This window comes from Megasphaera sp. SC8-1, assembly GCF_024436295.1.
GTDB lineage: Bacteria > Bacillota > Negativicutes > Veillonellales > Megasphaeraceae > Megasphaera > Megasphaera elsdenii.
Genome location: NZ_JANFQH010000028.1, coordinates 12633 through 29921, shown reverse-complemented (window position 1 = coordinate 29921; position 17289 = coordinate 12633). Strand labels below are relative to the sequence as shown.

The window sequence follows — 17289 nt, the reverse complement described above, 5'->3', positions numbered from 1 at the left end:
GCGGGCCGCCCTTTGGGACGGCCCCTACGAACCACGAACCACGAACCACGAGCCACGAACCACGAACCACGAGCCACGAACCACGAACCACGAGCCACGAACCACGAACCACGAGCCACGAACCACGAACCACGAGCCACGAACCACGAACCACGAACCACGAGCCACGAACCACGAAAAAGGCTTGTCGCACAAGCGACAAGCCTTTTTCATCTCTCTTATTTACTTACCAAGTCTTCTTCTACTTGGATGTGGAGTTCATGCAGCTGTTTTTTGGTAACTGTCGACGGAGCTTCGCTCATGGGGTCGATAGCGTTCTGGGTCTTCGGGAAAGCGATGACGTCGCGGATGGACTTGCGTTTGAGCATGAGCATGATCATGCGGTCCAAGCCGAAAGCCAGACCTCCGTGGGGCGGTGCACCGTATTCGAAGGCGCGGAGGAGGAAGCCGAATTTCTGTTCTGCTTCTTCCGGTGTCAGGCCAATAGCCTTGAAGACGCGCTGCTGTACGTCGGGCTGGTAGATACGGAGGGAGCCGCCGCCAAGTTCGATGCCGTTGAGGACCAGGTCATAGGCCTTAGCATAGACGTGAGCCGGGTCTGTTTCCAGTTTGTCCAGGTCTTCATCGCGCATAGCTGTGAACGGATGGTGCATAGCAACATAGCGGTGTTCTTCTTCGCTGTATTCGAACATGGGGAAGTCGACGACCCACGTAAAGGCGAATTCGTTTTCGTCGATGAGATTCATGCGGCGGGCCATTTCTTTACGCAGTTCGCCGAGAGCGGCTGCGACGATTTTCGGTTTGTCAGCGATCATGAGGACCAAGTCGCCTTTTTCAGCGCCGCAGGCCTTACCGATTTCGCGGAGCTTATCTTCACCAAAGAACTTCTTGATCTGCGATTTAAGCGTGCCGTCTTCGAGGAAGCCGATCCAAGCCAGGCCCTTTGCGCCGTAGTGGCCGACGTATTCGACGAGGCCGTCCAGTTCGCGGCGGGGAATGTCAGCGTCGCCTTTGACGTTGATGGCTTTGACCTGACCGCCGTTGTCGATGACGCTGCGGAAGACTTTGAAGTCCGTATCCTTGACGAGTTCCGTCACGTCGGTGAACTTCATGTCGAAGCGCAGGTCCGGCTTATCAGAGCCGTAGTTTGCCATGGCGTAGTCCCAAGTCATGCGGTGAATCGGGAGCTGGACGTCGTGGCCCAACGTTTCTTTGAAGATGTAGTGTACCATCTGTTCGACGAGGGTCAGGATTTCTTCCTGGTCCATGAAGGACATTTCCATGTCGAGCTGAGTAAATTCCGGCTGGCGGTCGGCGCGCAGGTCTTCATCGCGGAAGCAGCGGGCGATCTGGTAATAACGGTCCATACCGGAAATCATAAGGAGCTGTTTAAAAATCTGCGGCGACTGCGGCAGTGCATAGAATTTGCCTTCGTTGACACGGCTCGGTACGAGGTAGTCACGAGCGCCTTCTGGCGTGCTCTTGCAGAGTTCCGGCGTTTCAATGTCGATGAAGCCGTGTTCGTTGAGGAACGTGCGCATGGCATGTTTTACTTTGTGGCGCATAATGAGGTTCTTCTGCATTTCCGGACGACGCAAGTCGAGGTAACGGTATTTCAGGCGGATTTTTTCGTCGACGTCGATGTTGTCTTCAATGTAGAACGGCGGTGTCTTGGACGAATTGAGGATGCGCAGTTCTTCGCAGCGGATTTCGATGGTGCCCGTCTTCATCTTGGGGTTAATCGTATCTTTATCACGCATGCGGACGATACCGCGTACAGCCAGGACGTATTCTGTACGTACCTGTTCCGCTTTATCGAAAGAAACCTTTTCATAATCCGGCGAAGCGACGACCTGTACGATGCCCGTACGGTCGCGGAGATCGATGAAGATCAGTCCGCCGTGGTCGCGGCGGCGTTCTACCCAGCCGGTCAAGACGACTTCTTTGCCGTTGTCCGCTTCACTTACTTCAGCGCAGTATTGGGAGCGGTGTAAACCTTCCATTGTATCCATTCGTAAATCATCCCTTCTTGTGTGTTTCCATATATGCAACAATCCCATCAAGGGGAACGCTGACTTGTTCTTTGCTGGCCATATTGCGGACCTGGGCTTCACCGGCAGCCAATTCATTTTCGCCGATGATGACCGTGTAATCGGCGTTGAGCTTGTTCGCCGATTTCATCTGGCCCTTCATGCTGCGGCCTAAGAGGTCGATTTCAGCATATAGGCCCTTTTCGCGGAGCTGCTGCTGCAGTTCAAAGGCCTTGGTCTTGGCAGCATCGCCGAGGGCGACGATGAAGACGGGCTGTTTCTTTTCGACCGGCGGCAAGAGGCCCTGTTCCTTCAAGGTCAGGAGCAGCCGTTCCATGCCGATAGCAAAGCCGATGCCCGGTGTCGACGGACCGCCGACTTCTTCGATGAGGCCGTCGTAGCGGCCGCCGCCGCAGACCGTGCTCTGTGCGCCCAAGGGAGCGTACATGATTTCAAAGGCCGTATTGGTATAATAGTCGAGACCGCGGACCAGGCGCGGGTCGAGGGTAAAGGGAATACCGATGGCTGTCAGATATTCCTGGACTTTGTGGAAATGTTCCTTGCAGTCGTCGCAGAGATTATCTGTAATCAAGGGTACGCCCATCTGCATCATTTTTTCGCCGTCTTCTTTGCAGTCGAGGACGCGGAGCGGATTCTTTTCCAGCCGTTCGTTGCAGTCGTCGCAGAGCTGGTCCCGTTTATCGGCAAAGAAATCGAGGAGCTTCTGGCGATAGACAGGACGGCATTTCGGGCAGCCGACAGAGTTGAGGTGCAGGACCAGATCGTTCAGGCCCAGTTCCCGAAAGAGCTGGAAGGCCATGGCGATGATTTCGGCATCGACAGCCGGGTCCTTGGAGCCGATTTCTTCGACGCCGAACTGGGTGAACTGGCGATAGCGGCCGGCCTGGGGACGGTCATGACGGAACATGGGCCCCATGTAGTAGAACTTATGGACCTGCGGGTCGCCGTACAGCTTATGTTCCAGGAAGGCCCGGACGACGGAAGCCGTATTTTCCGGGCGCAGGGTCATGCTGCGGCCGCCGCGGTCTTCAAAGGTATACATTTCCTTGGTGACGACGTCTGTCGTTTCCCCGATGCCGCGTAAAAATAATTCAGTACTTTCAAACATAGGCGTGCGGATTTCGCCGAAACCATAGAGCGAGCAGATCTGGCGGATCTTGGCTTCCAGCAGCTGCCACTCTGCCGTCTGTTCCGGCAGGAAATCCTGCGTGCCTCTCGGTGCAGTAATTGCCATTTAAACATCCTCTTTTCCGTATATGATAGCACACAAACGGCGGCGCTGGGCCATTTTCTCAGCCAGCGCCTGCACATATGCATCGACATCTTTCGGCATATACACCTTTTCCAAGGTGTGGCCGTCGCGGCAGAGGAACTTCGTCGCCCCGCCCGGTCCGGCTGCCAGGACGGACTGCCGCTCTTCCATCATTTCAATATTATAGGCACTGACGCTGCCCGGCAGGGCGTAGCCGATATTGGCAAAGCTGGCTGCCATGTACTTCTGACGGTACATATAATAAGGCACATAACCGCTACCGGTCAGGATGGACTGACAGAGGCGGACCATGCGGCCCGTTTCTTCGGCAGGCGGAATAGAAGCCCGCAATTCATGATGGAACAAAGGAGCCCGTTTTTTTAATGCTAACGTATGAATTGTAACATTTTCCGGGTGCAGTTTGCAAACAATTTCCATATTTTCCTGCATATCCGCCACGGTTTGCCCGGGAAGGCCGGCGATGAAGTCCATATTGATGACGGAAAATCCCAGTTTCCGGCAGTTTTCATACATGGTGTAAATCGCTTCGACGCTATGGCGCCGGCCCAGGGCATCGAGGAGTTGCTGCTGCAGTGTCTGGGGATTGACGCTGATGCGGTCGACGCCGGCCTTGCGGAGCATGGCCAGCATGTCCGGCGTCGCCGTATCAGGACGGCCCGCTTCGACCGTCCATTCGCGGGCTTCCGGGAAATTCCGGGCCAGCCGCGTCATCATCGCTTCCAGGACCGGCAGGGGCAGGCACGTCGGCGTCCCGCCGCCGACATAGAGCGACGTCACTTCCAGATCATAGGTCCGGCACAAGTCGGCCAGGTCGTCGAGATCGGCCAGGACGGCATCGCGGAAAGCCGTAAGCGCTGCCTCCCCTTCCCTGCCGATGAGGCGCGACGGGAAGGAACAGTACAGGCAGTGGCTGGGGCAGTAAGGGATGCCGACGTATAAGGCCAATTTCCGCCCCCGACAGGTCACGTAAGGCCGCTGCAGGCGGGCCATGGCCACCAGGTCCCGGGCCGTAGCCGGCGCGACGTGATACGACGTCTGCAAAGCTTTTTCGGCCTGGTCGTCAGTAAAGCCCTGGTCGAACAGGTGGTGGACCAGCTTCGTCGGCCGCACGCCGATGAGCGTCCCCCACGGACCCGGGCCATGGCCGGAAAAGCGGCTGTGCCAGTGGATGAGGCAGTCCTTGAGGGCGTCCCGTGCCCGGACCCCTGGTAAGAGGCGGGCTTCAGAGAACCAGGGTTCCCCGCCATCCTGGAAGGTACAGCTCAGATAGAGGTGGCCGCCGTCATCGCGGACGGTAACGGCCGCCCCGACGTCGCGGATTTCCCGGCCGCCGACATAGCCCAGCGACGCCATGACCTGGCCGACCAGGGCGTGGAGCCCCTCGGGCCCGTCATAGGTATAGGTCTGGACAGACATGTTATTCCGCTTCTTTCGCAGCTGCTTCCTTGGCCGCTTCTTCTGCCCGCTTCTTCTGGCAGTCTTCACAGTAGCCATAGACTTTCAGCTGATGGTCGACGGTGTGGAAGTGGAGGCGTTTTTCCAGGATCGTTTCCAGTGTTTCCAAGAGGTCGTCTTCACATTCCCAGACCTTGCCGCAGCCCAGGCAGATGAGGTGATGATGGAAATGGCCTTCATTGTCGCGGTCATTCAATTCGTAGCGGCTGCAGCCGTCGTCGAAGTCGAGTTTCTTCAAGAGGTCCATCTGGGTGAACAGGTCCAGCGTCCGGTAGACCGTAGCCAGGCCGATGTCGGGCGCCGTCTTCTTGACGAGTTCGAAGACTTCTTCGGCGCTCATGTGGCGGATCGGGCTTTCGACGAAGGCCCGCAGGATGATCTGACGCTGGGAAGTCATCTTGCACTTCTTGAACTTGATCTTTTCTTTCATGCGCTTCATCATGGTTTCCATGATTTCTTTTTTATTGGTTTCTGTTTTCGTTGTTTCCATTGTGCTTCATCGCCTTTTCTTTATATGTATTGTAGAACCATAAATGTTTACACAGAATCTGTAGCACTGCCGTCACCGGGACAGTAAGGATCATGCCGGCTACGCCAAAGAGGGTCCCGCCGATGAGCAGGGCGATGACGATGACGACCGGATGCAGGCTGATGACGGCCCCCATGACCTGAGGCATGATGAGGTGGCTGTCGATCTGCTGGATGACGATATAGAAGATGATGACTTTGATCGGCAGGGACAGGCTGACTGTCGCACTGAGCAGGATGGCCGGCACGGCGCCGACGATAGGCCCGACGATGGGGATCCATTCGGTAATGGCCGCCAAAAGTCCGATGACCATGGGATAAGGTACGCCCATGGCCCACATGCCGAGGAAGGTCAGCGTCGCAATGATACAGCTCATGAGGATCTGGCCGCGGATGTAACGGCTCAGGACGTGCTGTATTTCCTGGAAGAGCCCGGCCAGGTGGCTGCGGTAACTTTCGGGGAAGATGTCGACGAAAATCCTGACCATATGGCCGCCGTCTTTCATGAAATAAAAGGTAATGATCGGTACGACGAAAAATTCAACGACGGTCCCGGCAATGGCAAAGACCGACTGGATAAGGTTGGTAATGCCGTCGATGCCGTAATTGCCGACTTTGACGAAGGCGTCGTTGATGATCTTCTTGACCTGGTCGGGAATATAGAACTGGGTCTGCTCATTTTCAAGCTGCGTCACCAGAGCCGCCGTCTGGCTGACCAAATCGTTGAAGTTGGCTGCCAGTAAATTGACCTGGACGACCAGCGGTTTGACGATGCTGTTGGTAATGACCGTCACGATGACGATGAGGATGACGAAGGAAATGAGGATGGCTATATCGATGGGTACCTGGCGTCCCGTAAGGCGGCGCAGTCCCTTGATGACGCCATCGCGTATCGGCATGAGGATGAATGTCAGGATCAGGGAGATGACGACGGGCCAGTAGACGGCGTGGACCGTCAGGAACAAGGCCCCGGCCAGGACGGCCAGGGTGACGCGCATCCAAAATTCCGCTCCCTTATAGGCAGTCATAGTTTACCAGCCTCCGTCCAGGAAGGGATTGCCCCGCTGTTCGTCACCGATGGACGTGGCCGGGCCATGGCCGGGCAGGACCAGCGTATTGTCGGGCAAGGTCATGAGCTTCGTTTCCAGGCTGTGGAGCAAGGTCTTCGACGAACCGCCGTAGAGGTCGGTACGGCCGACGGAATAGCGGAACAGCGTGTCGCCGGAAAAGACGACGCCTTCGCCGTACAGGCTGAGGCCGCCCGGCGTGTGGCCCGGCGTTTCCAGGACCGTGAAGTGCAGGTTCCCCAGGGTCAGTTCATCGCCGTCCTTGACCAGGTGGTCGGCCGACGTACATTCGATGGCCTGGCCCATGAACAGGGACAGGTTGTTGTGCGAATTGGAAATGAGGTCGGCATCGCCGGCGCCGACGTAGACCGGTACATTCTTGCGCTGGCGCAGTTCCTGCAGGGCGCCGATATGGTCGGCATGGCCGTGAGTCAGGAAGATGAACCGCAGCGTCAGGCCATGGCTGGTCAGGGCCTTGTCGATGGCCGGATAGTCCCAGGCCGGGTCGACGACCATGGCGTCTTTCGTATCCGTATCGTAGACGATATAACAATTGGTCATGATAGGACCGAGTTCCATATTGATATATTTCATGCTCATATACACATTTCCCCCTTAAAAGGTTTTCTGGCTGTCCAAGAGGATGGTCACGGGCCCGTCGTTCTCCAGGGATACGACCATGTGGGTCCGGAAACGGCCTGTCGCCACGGGTACCCCGAAGGCGCGGACAGCGTCGACGAACTGATTGTACAGGGCTTCAGCCTGTTCAGGCCTGGCCGCTTCGATATAACTGGGACGGCGGCCGTGGCGGGCATCGCCGTACAAGGTGAATTGCGAAATGACCAGCATCTCCCCGCCTTCATCGAGGAGGGAGTGATTGAGTTTCCCCTGATCATCTTCAAAGATCCGCAAGTGGACGATCTTATCGGCCAGGTAGCGGACGTCATCGTCTGTATCCTTGACGGACACGCCCAGGAGGACCGTCAGGCCGCTGCCGGCCTGACCTGCCAAGACGCCGTCCGACGTCACAGAGGACTTCAAGGTCTTTTGTACGACAGCTCTCATGCCTGTCCCCCTCCCGTATAGCGTTCGACGGCATAGACATCCTTCAGGCGGCGTATCTTGGTGGCGACAAATTCGAACTGGGCCAGGTCCTTGATGCTGATGCCCATGTGGATGGTGACGTTCTTGGTATCGCTGGTCTTGGCGTTGACGCTGAGGATGGAAATCTTCATTTCCGCCAGGGTGGCCATGATTTCGGCCATGATGCCCGTGCGGTCGTAGGCGACGATTTCCATGTTCACTTCAAAGCGTTCGTTGCCGTCGTAATCCCATTCGACGTCGATGAGGCGGTCTACGTCATTCTGGCCATGGGTGACATTCGGGCAGTCGGCGCGATGGACGGAGACGCCGCGGCCGCGGGTGATGAAGCCGATGATGGGGTCGCCCGGTACAGGACTGCAGCACTTGGCCAGGCGGACCAAGAGGCCCGGTTCGCCTTTGACCAGGATGCCCGTGCCGTTGTGCTTGACAGGCTTCTTGGTCTTGAGTTTTTCCAGGGCTACCAGGCTGTTGGTCTTTTCTTCCTGCTTCTGCAGGTCTTTCTTGTGCAGTTCCAGGAGCTTGATGAGGACCGTATTGACGGCAAAGCCGCCGTAACCGACAGCGGCGACCAGGTCGTCTTCGGAGCCGGCATTCATCTGCTTGGCCACGCGGCCCAGGCGGCCGCCGACGTTGAGGGCTTTCCAGTCATGGCCCAGGCGCTTACATTCCCGTTCCAGCGCATCCAGGCCTTTGGCGATGTTTTCTTCGCGGTTTTCCTTCTTGAACCAGCTGCGGATCTTCGAGCGGCTTTCGGAGCTGCCGACGATGTTCAGCCAGTCCAGGCTGGGCTTGCCCACTTTGGACGTAATGATTTCGACGATGTCGCCGTTCTTCAATTTATAATCCAAGGGGACGATCTTGCCGTTGATCTTGGCGCCGACGCAGCGGTGGCCGACGTCGGTATGGATGCGGTAGGCGAAGTCGATGGGAATAGCCCCCTGGGGCAGGTCGATGACGTCGCCCCGCGGCGAAAAAACGAAGACTTCGTCGGAAAAAGCATCGAGCTTGAGGGCATTGACAAATTCCTTGGGATTGCTCGTATCCTGCCATTCCAGGAGGTTGCGCAGCCAGCCCATCTTTTCATCGAAAGCGTCCTTATTGGCCGTCTGGTTGCCTTCTTTATACCGCCAGTGAGCGGCGACGCCGTATTCGGCGATGCGATGCATTTCCCAGGTGCGGATCTGGATTTCGACGGGCTGCCCCCGCGTCCCGATGACCGTCGTGTGCAGGGACTGATAGTTATTGGGCTTGGGCATGGCGATGTAGTCCTTGAAGCGGTACGGCAAGGGCTTCCACAGGCTGTGGACGATGCCCAGGACGCCGTAACAGTCCTTGACGTCGTCGACGATGACGCGGATGGCGAAAAGGTCATAGACCTGGCTCAAGTCGCGGTTATCTTTCTTCATCTTCTTATAAATGCTGTAAAAATGCTTGGGCCGGCCGTTGATTTCGCAATGGATATGGGCTTCGTCGAGGGCCTTCTTGAGGACGTCGATGGCTTCGTTGACGATTTCTTCGCGGACGTGGCGCTTCTGCTTCATCTGGTCGACGAGGTCATAGTATTTATCCGGTTCGAGATAGCGGAAGGACAGATCTTCCAGTTCCCATTTGATATTGAAGATCCCCAAGCGGTGGGCCAGGGGCGCAAAGATTTCCAGCGTTTCCTGGGCGATGCGCTTCTGCTTGTCGCTGCGCATGTAGCGCAGGGTCCGCATGTTGTGCAGGCGGTCAGCGAGCTTGATGACGACGACGCGCACGTCCTTGGCCATGGCCAGGAACATCTTGCGCATGCTGTTGAGCTGCTGATCTTCTTTGGTACGGTAATTGAGACGGCTCAATTTGGTGACGCCGTCGACGAGGAAGGCCACTTCCTTGCCGAACATCTTCTTGAGGTCGTCCAGGGTATACGACGTATCTTCGACGACATCGTGGAGGAGCGACGCCGTAATGGTCGTCGTGTCTATTTTCATATCTGCCAGTATCTGTGCCACCGCCAGGGGATGCAGGATATACGGTTCCCCGCTGACGCGGCGCTGGTCCTTATGGGCCTCTTCGGCCAGCTGGTAGGCTTTGGTCACATCATCGCATTTGGCCTTAGGCAAATACGAATGTATCGTATCGATGAGGTGTTTAAATTCGACATCTTTATCTTTAAATTCCATAATATGAAGACCTCCTTACTCCTTGCAGTACAATTCATACGTCGGCGACGCATGGAGATCCATTTTCCCCGCAAGGATAGGAAAATAATAAGCTGGGCCGTCGTCATCATGGCGCACTTTGAGGACGCCGATTTCCCGCAGGACGACGATGGCAGCATAAATGGTATGGACGTCGTAGCAGTCCCCCTGGGCCGCAGCCAGACGGCGGCGGACCTGCCAGACCGGCATGCCCCAGTCGGGGATGCACTTCTTGAGGGCCATGTAGATATCGACCATGACCGCCCGATTGAGGACGATATGGCGATGGGGCAGGTGGACGTCCTGGATGACCAGCTGCTGCGACGACAGGCCATTGAAGTCGTTCCGTTCGAGCTGGAAGGCCACGTCGATGACATCGCCTTCGACGATGGCGTCACACAGGCCGGCCTGGGACCAGGCCACGCCGGAAAGGCGCGTCCTGTCGGCTCCGCGGGCGACGAGGCGGACGTGCTGCTTTTCCCGGCCGATGGGCCGGATTTCTTCTACCACCGCCCCGGTCAGGGAAAAGACGGGCCGGCTGTTGCCCATGCCATACGGTTCCAGGCGGGCCAGTTCGGCAATGAGGTCCAGCGTCACCTCCGCCGGTTCCAGTTCCTTGTCGATGTGGACCAAGGGGATGTAATCAGCCGCCGTCATGTGGGCTGCGGCATAATCGAGCAGGCGCTGGCGCAGGGCCTCGATATTCTCGGCCTTGACGGAAAAGCCTGCTGCCATGGTGTGGCCGCCGAACTGGATGAGCAGGTCCTGGGCATACTGCAGGGCTTCGTACATATTGAAACCGCTGATGCTGCGGCACGAGCCCTTGCCGATGCCGTCGCGGACGGTGATGACCAGGGATGGCCGGTAGTACGTTTCCACCAGGCGCGATGCGGCAATGCCGATGACGCCGACGTGCCAGCCCTGGTGATAGGCGATGAGGACGCCGTCGCGTCCCCTCCCCTGCCCTTCGATCTGAGCGATGGCTTCCTGGGCAATGGTGTGCTCGATGTCCTGGCGCTCTGTGTTGAGATGGCTCAGTTCGGCCGCATCGGCCGCAGCCTTAGCCGCATCGGTCTCCAGGAGCAGTTCGACGCCTTTCGTGGCATGGCTGATACGGCCGGCCGCATTGAGGCGCGGCGCCGCCGTAAAGGCGATGCGGCCGGCCGTGATGTCCCTGCCGCTCAGATTCGACGCGTCGAGGAGGGCCTTGAGGCCCGTCCGCTTCCCCTCTTTCATGGCCGCCAGGCCATAGCGGACGAGGATGCGGTTCTCGCCGGTCAGCGGGACCAGATCGGCAATGGTCCCCAAGGCGGCCAGGTCGGCATAGCCCGGCAGGTCCTCCTGGCAGTGATGCTGCCACAAGGCCCGGCAGAGGACGTAGGCCACGCCGGCTCCGGCCAGCTCCTTGAAGGGATAGGAGCAGCCGTCCTGCTTGGGATTGAGGACGGCCAGGGCCGGCGGAATCAGGTCCGGCGGCTCGTGATGATCCGTAATAATCATATCCAGGACTGGTGAGAACTGCCGGACCAGGTCGTATGACGAAATGCCGCAGTCGACGGTGATGAGCAGATCCGCCTGCCGGCTCAGCTGGGCCAGGGCCCCTTCGTTGAGGCCATAGCCTTCGCTCTCCCGTTCAGGAATGTAGAACTGCGGCGACGCACCCAGGTCGCGGAGGACGGAATAAACAAGAGACGTCGACGTAATGCCGTCGACGTCATAGTCACCGTAGATGACGATGCGCTGGTTTTCGGTTATGGCCTGTTCCAGCCGCTGCACGGCCGCGTCCATGCCCTTCATCAAAAAAGGGTCAGCCATATCGGCCAGGGTATCATGAAGAAAATGACTGGCTTCGCCGGCATCGGCAATGCCGCGATTGGCCAGTACCTGTGCTAAGACCGGAGAGATATGTAATTGTTCGGTCAAAGCCTGTATGAGCCCGCTGTCCGGACGGCCGAATTGCCATCGTTTCTCCATAGCTATCACAACACATTCTCAGGAATAATCACTATCAATAAGTCATCTCTTATTTTATCACTTTCTATTCTCAAAATAAAGACTAAATCTATCGCTCCTTGCCATTATTTGTTAATTTTGAGAAAATTTAAGATTTGTTTAAATTTGAAGTATAAAAAAAGCGCTGTCATATAAAGACAGCGCTTTTTGGAGTTTAAAGTTTGATGTGGATGGGACAAACTTTAAAAGCCATTGCCTCAAACATCAGACATCAAACCTCAAACATTTAAGAAAAGGGCCATGCATGATGGCAAAAACCTTCGTGCGACAGCCCCTACTACAAACTCACGATTCGGCCGCTGCCGCCGGTGTGGAGATGGCGTTGTGGTCGGCTGCGGGGTTAATGTCCTCTTTGGAGATGGTCAGGCGGTGCTGAGCGGCCTGCAAGATGAGGTCGGCGGTCTTGACGACGCCGTAGTCACTGGACTTGAGGCTCAAGTCGTAGTTGGCGCCATAGCCCCAATAGGAGTCGGTGCAGTACATGCAGTGGTCGCGCCGTTCGTGATTGACGTGGTTACGGATTTTCCGCGCCTTGTCGGCATCGACGTGTTCCCGGAGCATGATGCGCTGGATGGCCCAGTCCGGGTCGGACGAGATGAAGACGTTGAACGTATTCGGCCGTTTGCGCAGGATGTAGTTGGCCAGGCGGCCGACGATGACGCAGGATTTCCCAGCCGTCAGGCCCTGGATGACTTCCGCTTCATCGCGGAACATTTCCTGCTGCTTCGATTCATAGCCCGATGCATAGTGGATGTAATCATCATAGACCTTGGTCAGCAAGGGCCCGAGGAGACGCTTGCGGTCTTTACACCAAGCAGCGAAGGTCTGAGGATGTTCTTTGCGGGTCAAATTGAGGATTTCCGTATCGTAATACGGGATACCGAGCTGACGGGCGACGAGCTTGCCAATATTGCGGCCGCCGCTGCCGTATTCACGGGAAATCGTAATGACCAAGGGGCTTTCTGTATCTTCCTTGATCCAAGCCGGATGGTTTTCGCGGCCTTCGATTTCGCCGATAGCATGGTGGCGGAAGAGCAGGTGTTCAATCGGCCCTGCCATGGTGCAGCCCAGAAGGATCAGCGCCAAGCCGACGACGGCATTGACCGTAATCGGTTCCGACAAGATGATGGCCGACAAGATCAAGGCGATAATCGGCTTAATGAAGAAGGCAAAGGACGCATTGGACGGACCTGTCAGTTCGACGGCCTTCATGAAACACAGATAGCCGAAGCCCGTGACGACTAAGGAACAGTAAATAAGGGACCACACGGTATGAGAATCAATACCGGCCACAATGGGATCGCCGTGGAACAAGAGGAGGAAAAGCAGAAAGACGCAGCCGATAAGAAAGCTGAAGGCATTTTCTACATTGCCGCCCAGTTTTTCAATACGCAGTTTCCCCAGCGTCGTGTAAAGGGCAAAGGAAACGGCAGCTGCCAGTGATACGAGCAAGCCGATATTGCCGCTGCGGATAATAGCCATGGGATTAGCGACGATGACCAGGCCGATAAGGCTCAAGACCAAGGTAATGGCCTTCTTGCGGGTAAAGGCTTCGTGAATAATGAAATACGAGAAAATCATGACAAAAATCGGATTACTGGAGAAGACAATGGCTGCCAGGCCGGCATTGGCCATGTTGACCCCGATCTGGAAGAAGATCATGCTGAAACAGATGTTGATCAGCCCGAGGACAGCCAAATACCCCCAATCGGAACGATCGAGGTGGATGCTGCGCTTCTTCAAATCGCGGATAGCCAGCGGCATGAGCAGCAGCCCGCCGACGAGGAACCGGAGAAAGGTCAGCTGGAAAGGCGTGAACGCCGTCCCGGCAATCTTCAAGGAAATTTCCATCGTACCAAAGGCTATGGCCGTTAGGACAATACATAACGTACCCAATTTAGATGACATACAGAAAGGCCCCTTTCTAAGTGGTTCTTAAAAACACACTTTATTATATACCTATGGAGAAAGGATGGCAATAAAAAAGACCCCGCATGAGGGTCGAAACCTTCATGCGGGGCCTTTCTTCTATTCTCATGCAGCGAGTGCAATCAAATTAGTCTTCAAAACCCTTCTGTAAACGTACATAGGATTCGCGACGAGCTTTAGCGTCTGCTTCTGTCTTAGCATAGAGAGCGTCTGCTTCTTCCGGGAAGCCTTTCTTAAGGGAAGCATAACGAACTTCACCCTGTAAGAATTCCTGGAATTTGCTGTAATCCGGTTCTTTGGAGTCGAGGCTGAACGGATTCTTGCCCTGAGCTTTGAGATCCGGGTTGTAACGGAAGAGATCCCAGTAACCGCATTCGACAGCGAGTTTTTCTTCGAGCTGGCTCTTGCCCATGCCTTTACGGATGCCGTGGTTAATGCAAGGAGCGTAGCAGATAACCAGGGACGGGCCATGGTAAGCTTCAGCTTCCGTCATAGCTTTCATGAGCTGGTTCTTATCAGCACCCATAGCTACCTGAGCTACATATACATAGCCGTAGGAAATAGCCATCATGCCGAGGTCCTTCTTCTTCGTGCGTTTGCCGGCAGCAGCGAACTGAGCGATTGCTGCAGTCGGGGTAGCTTTAGAGGACTGACCGCCAGTGTTGGAGTAAACTTCAGTATCGAGGACGAGGACGTTGACGTCGTGGTCGGAAGCGAGGACGTGGTCAACACCGCCGTAACCGATATCGTAGGACCAGCCGTCACCACCGATGATCCACTGGCTACGTTTAACGAAGAACTGTTTCTTAGCGAGGAAGTCTTCGAGAACCGGTTTGCCAGCAGCTTCTTTTTCGAGGAGAGCTGTCAGTTTGTCAGCGCGTTCACGAGAGCCTTCGCCTTCGTTCATGTTAGCAGCCCAGTCGCTGAGTGCAGCCTGGAGTTCCGGAGAAGCAACGGCTTTAGCAGCGTCGAGGTTTTCAGCCAAGTCTTTGCGGACTTTGTCTACGCCGAGGAACATGCCGAGACCAAATTCAGCAGCATCTTCGAAGAGGCTGTTTGCCCAAGCCGGGCCATGGCCAGCAGCGTTCATGGTGTACGGGGAAACCGGAGCGGATGCACCCCAAATGGAGGAGCAGCCAGTAGCATTTGCAATCATCATGCGATCGCCGAAGAGCTGCGTGATGAGTTTGACATACGGTGTTTCACCGCAGCCTGCGCATGCGCCGGAGAATTCGAGGAGCGGAGTTTCGAACTGAGAACCGATGACGGTCTTCTTGTTCTGCGGGTTAGCTTTCGGAGCAACCTGTTCCGTACCATAGTACCAGAGATCCATCTTCTGACGTTCTGCGTCGGTGTTCGGAACCATCGTGAGGGCCTGAACCGGGCAGACGTTTACGCAGGAACCGCATTCGAGGCAGTCGAGCTGGTCAACGATGATGGAAACATGATACTGTTTGCCGGATTTAGCTTTAGCAGCCGTCTGGAAGCCAGCCGGAGCAGCTTTGAGTTCTTCGTCAGTCGTGAGGACCGGACGGATGGTTGCGTGCGGGCAAACGAAGGAGCACTGCATGCAGCCGATACATTTTTCAGCATCCCAGGAAGGAACGTGGAGAGCCGGGCCTGCTTTTTCGAATTTAGCAGTGCCGGAAGGCATGGTGCCATCTTCGCGGCCAGCAAATGCGGAAACCGGGAGATCGTCGCCAACCTGTTCGAGCATCGGTTTTGCAACTTCCGTGAAGTACTTCGTAGCCGGGCGGCCTTCGACGACTTCGTCTTTAGCGTCAGCCCAGGAAGCCGGATAGTTAACTTCATGGAATTCTTTGATACCAGCATCAACAGCGCCGTTGTTCATGTCAACGACTTTCTGGCCTTTCTTGCCATAGCTCTTGACGATGGAGTCTTTCAGGTATTTAACGGCATCATCGATAGGAATGATCTTAGCAAGTGCGAAGAATGCAGCCTGCATGACCATGTTGATACGAGTGCCGAGGCCGAGTTTCTGGCCAATAGCGTCACCATTCAAGGTGTAGAATTTAACATGATGTTTAGCGATGGAACGTTTGATGCGAGCCGGAAGTTCTTTTTCCAGTTCTTCATCAGTCCAGGTGCAGTTCAGCATGAATGTGCCGCCGTCTTTAATGCCGCGGAGGACATCAAAACGTTTGATGTAGGACTGACGATGGCAAGCGATGTAGTCAGCTGCGTCGATGAGGTACGGCATATCAATCGGGCGAGTACCGAAACGCAGGTGAGAAATGGTTACGCCGCCGGATTTCTTGGAGTCATAAGCGAAGTATGCCTGAGCATACATGTCGGTGTGGTCGCCGATGATCTTGATAGCGGATTTGTTAGCGCCGACAGTACCATCAGAACCGAAGCCCCAGAATTTGCAGGACGTAAGGCCTGTCGTGTCAAGCGGCATTTTCGGTTCGCGCGGAAGGCTGAGGTTGGTAACGTCGTCGTTGATAGCCAACGTGAAGCCGTTGAGCGGATGTTCTTTCTTGAGTTCTTTGAAGACAGCGAGGAAGTCTTCCGGAAGAACGTCTTTGGAGCCCATACCGGTACGGCCGCCGATAACGTCGATGTTGAGGTTTTCTTCAGTTACGAAGCCAACGATATCGAGGTAGAGAGGTTCGCCGAGGGAACCCGGTTCTTTCGTGCGGTCGATGACAGCAATCTTCTTAACTGTTTTCGGAAGAACGTTGAGGAGGTACTTGTTGGAGAACGGACGATAGAGGTGAACGTTGATGGCACCGACTTTTTCGCCCTGGCTCTGCAAGTATTCGACAGTCTGTTTAGCGACGTCGGAGAGAGAACCCATGGATACGACAACGTATTCAGCATCAGGAGCACCGTAGTAGTTGAACGGTTTGTACGTACGGCCCGTGATTTCAGAAATCTTGTCCATGTAGTCAGCTACGATATCCGGCATAGCGTCATAGAACTTGTTGGAAGCTTCTGTGTGCTGGAAGTATACGTCCGGGTTTTCTGCAGTGCCGCGGATTTCCGGATGATCCGGGTTGAGGGCACGTTTGCGGAATGCTTCGATAGCGTCCCAGTCAACGAGTTTCTTGAAGTTTTCGAAGTCCATGACTTCAACTTTCTGAATTTCGTGAGACGTACGGAAACCATCGAAGAAGTTGATGAACGGCAGGGAACCTTTAATTGCTGCCAAATGAGCGACACCACCGAGATCCATGACTTCCTGAACATTGGATTCGGCCAAGAGACAGCAACCTGTTGCACGAGCAGACATAACGTCCTGATGGTCACCGAAGATGTTCAGTGCATGGTTAGCCAAAGCACGAGCAGCTACGTGGAATACGCCCGGGAGGAGTTCACCGGCAACTTTGTACATGTTCGGGATCATGAGGAGGAAGCCCTGAGATGCCGTGTACGTAGTTGTCAAAGCACCAGCCTGTAAAGAACCGTGGAATGCGCCAGCTGCACCAGCTTCGGACTGCATTTCAACAACGTTGACTTTGTGGCCGAAGATGTTTTTCATGTCAGCGGCTGCCCAATCATCGACATGTTCTGCCATAGGAGAAGACGGCGTGATCGGATAAATTGCGGCAACTTCAGTAAATGCATAGGACACCCATGCAGCTGCTTCGTTACCATCCATGGTTTTAAATTTGCTCATAGATAAAACACGCTCCTTAAATAAAAGTATACTTTCAATATGGAAA

11 protein-coding genes are annotated in these 17289 nt (G+C 55.5%); all 11 read right to left on the bottom strand.

Annotated features, from left to right (window positions below; all coding sequences use genetic code 11):
- Positions 1-218: 218 nt before the first annotated feature.
- Entirely contained in the window at positions 219-2012 is a 1794-nt protein-coding gene (aspS, locus tag NOS26_RS08890) for an aspartate--tRNA ligase (protein ID WP_095340713.1), read from the bottom strand.
- A gap of 7 nt (positions 2013-2019) precedes the next feature.
- A complete protein-coding gene (gene hisS / locus NOS26_RS08885) occupies positions 2020-3285 on the bottom strand; it encodes a histidine--tRNA ligase (RefSeq protein ID WP_170101785.1) in 1266 nt (421 codons plus the stop codon).
- The gene (hemZ, locus tag NOS26_RS08880; RefSeq protein WP_255917589.1) at positions 3286-4740 is read right to left on the bottom strand and encodes a coproporphyrinogen dehydrogenase HemZ; all 1455 of its coding nucleotides are present in this window, start codon (positions 4738-4740) and stop codon (positions 3286-3288) included.
- 1 nt (position 4741) lies between these two features.
- On the bottom strand, positions 4742-5269 hold the full coding sequence (locus tag NOS26_RS08875; RefSeq protein ID WP_014016975.1) for a Fur family transcriptional regulator: 528 nt from the start codon (positions 5267-5269) through the stop codon (positions 4742-4744).
- Positions 5241-6335, bottom strand: a complete 1095-nt coding sequence (locus tag NOS26_RS08870) for an AI-2E family transporter (RefSeq protein WP_014016976.1) — start codon at positions 6333-6335, stop codon at positions 5241-5243. Before NOS26_RS08870 ends, NOS26_RS08875 begins: the two co-directional genes overlap by 29 nt.
- A 3-nt stretch (positions 6336-6338) precedes the next feature.
- On the bottom strand, positions 6339-6974 hold the full coding sequence (locus tag NOS26_RS08865; protein ID WP_255917588.1) for an MBL fold metallo-hydrolase: 636 nt from the start codon (positions 6972-6974) through the stop codon (positions 6339-6341).
- 15 nt (positions 6975-6989) lie between these two features.
- On the bottom strand, positions 6990-7439 hold the full coding sequence (gene dtd, locus NOS26_RS08860; RefSeq protein WP_014016978.1) for a D-aminoacyl-tRNA deacylase: 450 nt from the start codon (positions 7437-7439) through the stop codon (positions 6990-6992).
- Positions 7436-9640 carry a bifunctional (p)ppGpp synthetase/guanosine-3',5'-bis(diphosphate) 3'-pyrophosphohydrolase gene (locus NOS26_RS08855; RefSeq protein WP_255917587.1) on the bottom strand — a complete coding sequence of 735 codons (2205 nt, stop codon included), beginning with the start codon at positions 9638-9640 and terminating at the stop codon, positions 7436-7438. The genes dtd and NOS26_RS08855 overlap by 4 nt, the downstream gene beginning before the upstream one ends.
- A 15-nt stretch (positions 9641-9655) precedes the next feature.
- Positions 9656-11632, bottom strand: a complete 1977-nt coding sequence (gene recJ / locus NOS26_RS08850; RefSeq protein ID WP_255917586.1) for a single-stranded-DNA-specific exonuclease RecJ — start codon at positions 11630-11632, stop codon at positions 9656-9658.
- Positions 11633-11956: 324 nt separating this feature from the next.
- Complete coding sequence (locus NOS26_RS08845; protein ID WP_255917585.1) at positions 11957-13579, bottom strand: EamA family transporter; 1623 nt, start codon at positions 13577-13579, stop codon at positions 11957-11959.
- A 148-nt stretch (positions 13580-13727) separates the two neighbouring features.
- Positions 13728-17243: a pyruvate:ferredoxin (flavodoxin) oxidoreductase gene (gene nifJ / locus NOS26_RS08840; protein ID WP_022497482.1), complete on the bottom strand. Its 3516-nt coding sequence runs from the start codon at positions 17241-17243 to the stop codon at positions 13728-13730.
- Positions 17244-17289 lie beyond the last annotated feature (46 nt).

What these genes read in the sequence shown, in the direction of transcription:
- NOS26_RS08855 (WP_255917587.1), bottom strand. Translation starts at nt 9,640, where the DNA reads ATGGAATTTAAAGATAAAGATGTCGAATTTAAACACCTCATCGATACG.
- recJ (WP_255917586.1), bottom strand. Translation starts at nt 11,632, where the DNA reads ATGGAGAAACGATGGCAATTCGGCCGTCCGGACAGCGGGCTCATACAG.
- NOS26_RS08845 (WP_255917585.1), bottom strand. Translation starts at nt 13,579, where the DNA reads ATGTCATCTAAATTGGGTACGTTATGTATTGTCCTAACGGCCATAGCC.
- NOS26_RS08875 (WP_014016975.1), bottom strand. Translation starts at nt 5,269, where the DNA reads ATGGAAACAACGAAAACAGAAACCAATAAAAAAGAAATCATGGAAACC.
- NOS26_RS08865 (WP_255917588.1), bottom strand. Translation starts at nt 6,974, where the DNA reads ATGAGCATGAAATATATCAATATGGAACTCGGTCCTATCATGACCAAT.
- aspS (WP_095340713.1), bottom strand. Translation starts at nt 2,012, where the DNA reads ATGGATACAATGGAAGGTTTACACCGCTCCCAATACTGCGCTGAAGTA.
- hemZ (WP_255917589.1), bottom strand. Translation starts at nt 4,740, where the DNA reads ATGTCTGTCCAGACCTATACCTATGACGGGCCCGAGGGGCTCCACGCC.
- NOS26_RS08870 (WP_014016976.1), bottom strand. Translation starts at nt 6,335, where the DNA reads ATGACTGCCTATAAGGGAGCGGAATTTTGGATGCGCGTCACCCTGGCC.
- nifJ (WP_022497482.1), bottom strand. Translation starts at nt 17,243, where the DNA reads ATGAGCAAATTTAAAACCATGGATGGTAACGAAGCAGCTGCATGGGTG.
- hisS (WP_170101785.1), bottom strand. Translation starts at nt 3,285, where the DNA reads ATGGCAATTACTGCACCGAGAGGCACGCAGGATTTCCTGCCGGAACAG.
- dtd (WP_014016978.1), bottom strand. Translation starts at nt 7,439, where the DNA reads ATGAGAGCTGTCGTACAAAAGACCTTGAAGTCCTCTGTGACGTCGGAC.